Genomic DNA, 3,855 nt, shown 5'->3' with positions numbered 1-3,855 from the left:
AATCGCTGTGTTACTCAATATTCTTTGGTATTTCGGTGGCGTGTTCAGTATTGCTTGGCCATTCGCTGGGCCGTGATGAATTTGATGATGCTATGAGCATGGGTCTAACATTCATTAAAGCCGTCGTTGGCTTTGGCGCTGTCGTTGGCATGCTACTGTTTATGGGTAAAGAGCATGTTCTATCATGGTTAAACCTTTCTACAGATGCATTGTACCCGCTTGCTTCGCCAGCAATGATGATCATGTGTTTTGCAGTGGTGATTCGTATGCTCAACATGGTGATCATTAACGGTATTATTCGTGCTGGTGGTGATAACGCTTTTTGCCTTCGCATGGATTTCATCGCGATGTGGATGGTGGGCATTCCAGTGTGTGTTTATGGCGCGTTTGTCGCTGGATGGGATTTCAAATACATCTATGGCCTGATGTTGGTAGAAGAAGTGGTGAAACTGGCAATATGCTCGCACCGCTACTTGAGCCGACGCTGGATCAACAATCTCACAGTGACCTACGACGAGCCTCAAGCGGTGTAGCTTTATACATAAAGTATTCTTTCTACAAGACTGCCTTCTGATAATGCAGTTAGCAGAAACACAAAAGGTCTGAGCAATCAGACCTTTTTCGTTTCTTCTGCGACCACTTTAAAGCACTAGTTACTTCTTGTTCATTCGGATATGGCGATTAGACACATTCGGCAGTGGCTTCTCTGGCACTTTATGTTTCTCATGAATCAAATGCCTGATCGCTAAAATCGGATGCTTAAGTAGCATTCTTGGCCCTGCATAGCGCATCACTAAACGCATCTGCTCTTTAGGATCAGGCTTATAACAATGAATCGGACACTTGTTACAGGTCGGCTTTGCTTCGCCATAAGGGCATCTATCAAGTCGTGTCTCTGCATAACGCAACAGTTGCTCACACTCTTCACATAACGCGTTATTCTGACGAACCGCACCGTGGTGATCTTTACAGTAGATGTGCACCATCGCAATAACGGTTTTGTACTCCGTTGCGAGTTCGCCTTGTAGAATGTTGTTATGTTGGAACATGATTAATTACCTAATGAGAGACCGTACAGGTTGAGTTCTAGATCTAAAATGATTATCCTCCACCGCATAAACTAAATACAAGGCTATGCAGCAATGAACCGTAAGAAAAAAATCAATCAAATTCTAAAGAAAAGACAGAAACAGGCGAATTCTAAACTGCATGGTAGCAACAAGCCTCGCTATATTTCTAAAGCTGATCGCGCAAAAATGGAAGCTGAAGAACAAGCGAAAGCCGCTCTAGAGCAAGCTGAGGGTTCAGTAGAGACAGCGGTTGAAGCAGAAGAAGCTGGTATTGAAACTAAAGAAAAAAAAGCTGCAGAGTAAACTTTTGACTCACGAGATACTCTTGCTCAGCGCTCAGATCAGAGCCTGTAGACAAGAACATAAAAAGCAGCCTCTATTTGGGCTGCTTTTTTGATCCTACCGTATTAACCTAGCGACTTAGCTATTCAATTAACCTTTGAATGGTTTAACTTCCCAACGTGCGAACGGCACTTTTGCATTAATCCCTGCTCTTCCCCAGCGGTCTACCGAGTCAACTACAAGAATTCGCTCATTAGGCACCAGCGACTTAATCAAAGTCGTCGGCTTTTTCGCTGTCACTAACCATAGCGCGTCATCTTCAGAAAACATCGCTTTGAGTTTGGCCTTGTCTTGTTCTGTCCATTCCAGTTCAGCTTTGAACATACGTGCTTCAACAAACAGTTGGCTACCAGAAGCAAAATCTTCCAAGCTTTCTGAAAGTAACAATACTGAATCTACGTCGTTATCCAATAATACCGCTTGTTGCTTGTTAATCAGTTCACGCACATCCAACATCACACGTTGTAGGTTGCTATCAATCGTCTCTGCTTGCGCTGGCCACAACAACTTAAAGTCGTCAGCCACGATAGCAGCCATGCGCGTTAGGTTGGTTGGATTTAACCAAGCATACTTAGACACTTCACCACTTGATAGCGTCAACGCGGCAACACCTTGTGCTCGCGGTGTAATAGCTTGAGCGGCATCCACCTCAACCAAGCGGATATTGCCTTGCCTTGCGTATACAAATGTAGGATCCGCTTGCCAAATAGATGACAGCGTTAACGCAACGGTCGCCTTCTCTCCTGACTTAAGCACCTTGCTTTCACCCTTAGTGCCAAACCAGTTAAGTAAGCGATCAATGCCGTAACGTTTTGGTGGTAGGTATTCAGTGGTAATGTCAGTGCCTTTGGTTAGCTCTGTTGCCAATGCATAAGTCACAGGTGTGCTCGTTAAGATATCTTCTGCATTAGCGTTCAGTGACACCACAGATCCAGCCATTAACACACTACCAAGTACACCCACTTGAGCCGCTGTTTTTACTGAGCTTGAAATACGATTCATCAAAGGAGTCATGGTTATGCCTTTCTTATAATTCGGTATAGCGTTGCCGCTAGGAAAAACGTTGCAGAAACGATGATTATTGAAGCGCCTGACGGCACAGGCAGTTTAAGTTCCATCGGTAATACCGTTCCGACTAAACATGCAATAGTTGCCAGCAACGCAGAAAGCAAAACAAAGCTCCCCATGCGTTTAGTCAACAATCGCGCCGTAGCACCCGGAATCAATAATAACGCACCAACCAAAACAGCACCCACGATCTTCACCGCAGCAATCGTCACCAAAGTAATCATCATCACAAACAGGTAGTCATAGAAGCTGGTGTTATAGCCGCGCACCTTGGCAATATCCGGGCTAATACAAGTGAGAAGAATACGGTTGAACGTCGGTATCAAGAGCAAAATGATGAGCGCGCAGCTGCCTGCGAGAATTGCTAAATCTTGGTCTGTTACCGTCAGAATCGAACCAAATAACACGTTCTCAAGCATGTGGATATTGATCTTACGCGCCACGTACATCAGCAATGCCGCACCTACTGCCAATGCTAGCGCTAGAAACACACCAACTAAGGTGTCGTATGGCACGTTGGTTCTGTTTCTTACAAAGTGAAGAAGCAAAGCAAAGATCATACAGAAGCTAAACAGACCAATAATTGGGTTTTCTGGTGGCTCGCCAAGCAAAACACCAATGGCAATACCGGTTAATGCAGCATGACCTACCGCTTCAGAGAAGAATGCCAAGCGTTTAGCAATCACCAAAGTACCAAGGCCACCTAATAACGGGCCAAGTAACAATGCGGCAACCAGTGCATTTACCATAAACGCATACATGAAGCTGTCTGATAACCAACCCGCTTCAACGCCACTAGTGGCAAGTTGTCGTAACCACTCCATTACGCAACCTCCTTCGATTTGGTGATGGCAGATCCACTGCTATAGTGCTGGAACAGACTCTCGATTTTAGTCGGGTGTAGTACTTGTTCATGTGGACCACTATCCACCAAGAATCGATTCACAACATGTACATTCGCTTCAAGACGACGTACTGCGGTTACATCATGGTGAACAGCAAGAATGGTACGCCCTTCATTAACGCATTCACGAACTAGCGATTCTAAATAACGAACGCCTTGTTCATCCATGCCAGTCGTTGGTTCATCCAACACCAACAAACTTGGGTTATCCAATAATGCTTGTGCAAACAACACGCGTTGCTGCTCGCCACCCGACAATTGACCCATACGGCGGTCGCTACGAGTCGCCATTCCCACACGGTCGAGTTGCGCTAATGCAAGATCCAATTGCTTAGACTTACGACGCCAAAACAGCGGAATTCGAGTTTGGTTAAGCAGGACGAAATCCATTACCGTCAGAGGTAAGCTCGATTCGAAGGTCGCTTTTTGAGGAACGTAACCAATGCTTGGCTTTTCTGGCCAATGAATATT

Annotated in this window: 6 protein-coding genes; 2 read left to right on the top strand and 4 right to left on the bottom strand. The window is 45.3% G+C overall.

Going from position 1 to position 3,855, the window contains the following annotated elements; translation table 11 throughout:
- Positions 1–533 (top strand): MATE family efflux transporter (locus AB4496_RS17000; protein WP_372131440.1); only part of this gene is annotated, 533 nt, incomplete at its 5' end.
- Between the two features lie 120 nt (positions 534–653).
- On the opposite strand, the gene AB4496_RS16995 is transcribed toward AB4496_RS17000, so the two are convergent.
- A complete protein-coding gene (locus AB4496_RS16995) occupies positions 654–1,049 on the bottom strand; it encodes a nitrous oxide-stimulated promoter family protein (RefSeq protein WP_102257997.1) in 396 nt (131 codons plus the stop codon).
- A 93-nt stretch (positions 1,050–1,142) separates the two neighbouring features.
- Here AB4496_RS16995 and AB4496_RS16990 point away from each other — a divergent pair, with 93 nt between their 5' ends.
- Positions 1,143–1,373, top strand: coding sequence for a DUF2986 domain-containing protein (locus tag AB4496_RS16990; RefSeq protein WP_017101886.1), 231 nt, complete (start codon positions 1,143–1,145; stop codon positions 1,371–1,373).
- A gap of 129 nt (positions 1,374–1,502) precedes the next feature.
- Here the strand turns inward: AB4496_RS16990 and AB4496_RS16985 are convergent, their stop codons facing one another.
- The 3 genes from AB4496_RS16985 to AB4496_RS16975 all read right to left on the bottom strand — a co-directional run.
- Positions 1,503–2,426, bottom strand: a complete 924-nt coding sequence (locus AB4496_RS16985; RefSeq protein ID WP_102257996.1) for an ABC transporter substrate-binding protein — start codon at positions 2,424–2,426, stop codon at positions 1,503–1,505.
- A gap of 2 nt (positions 2,427–2,428) precedes the next feature.
- Positions 2,429–3,304 carry a metal ABC transporter permease gene (locus AB4496_RS16980; RefSeq protein ID WP_009845395.1) on the bottom strand — a complete coding sequence of 292 codons (876 nt, stop codon included), beginning with the start codon at positions 3,302–3,304 and terminating at the stop codon, positions 2,429–2,431.
- On the bottom strand, positions 3,304–3,855 hold a 552-nt coding region (locus tag AB4496_RS16975), incomplete at its 5' end, for a metal ABC transporter ATP-binding protein (RefSeq protein ID WP_372131438.1). The genes AB4496_RS16980 and AB4496_RS16975, both read right to left, overlap by 1 nt.

This window comes from Vibrio sp. 10N.222.46.A1 (assembly GCF_041473595.1).
Lineage (GTDB): Bacteria > Pseudomonadota > Gammaproteobacteria > Enterobacterales > Vibrionaceae > Vibrio > Vibrio tasmaniensis_A.
Note: the sequence above shows the minus strand (reverse complement) of the source record. Positions and strands in the feature narration are given on the sequence as shown.

Bases quoted from the DNA above. Each gene is read 5' to 3' on its own strand.
- AB4496_RS16995 (WP_102257997.1), bottom strand. From the start codon at position 1,049: ATGTTCCAACATAACAACATTCTACAAGGCGAACTCGCAACGGAGTAC.
- AB4496_RS16990 (WP_017101886.1), top strand. From the start codon at position 1,143: ATGAACCGTAAGAAAAAAATCAATCAAATTCTAAAGAAAAGACAGAAA.
- AB4496_RS16985 (WP_102257996.1), bottom strand. From the start codon at position 2,426: ATGACTCCTTTGATGAATCGTATTTCAAGCTCAGTAAAAACAGCGGCT.
- AB4496_RS16980 (WP_009845395.1), bottom strand. From the start codon at position 3,304: ATGGAGTGGTTACGACAACTTGCCACTAGTGGCGTTGAAGCGGGTTGG.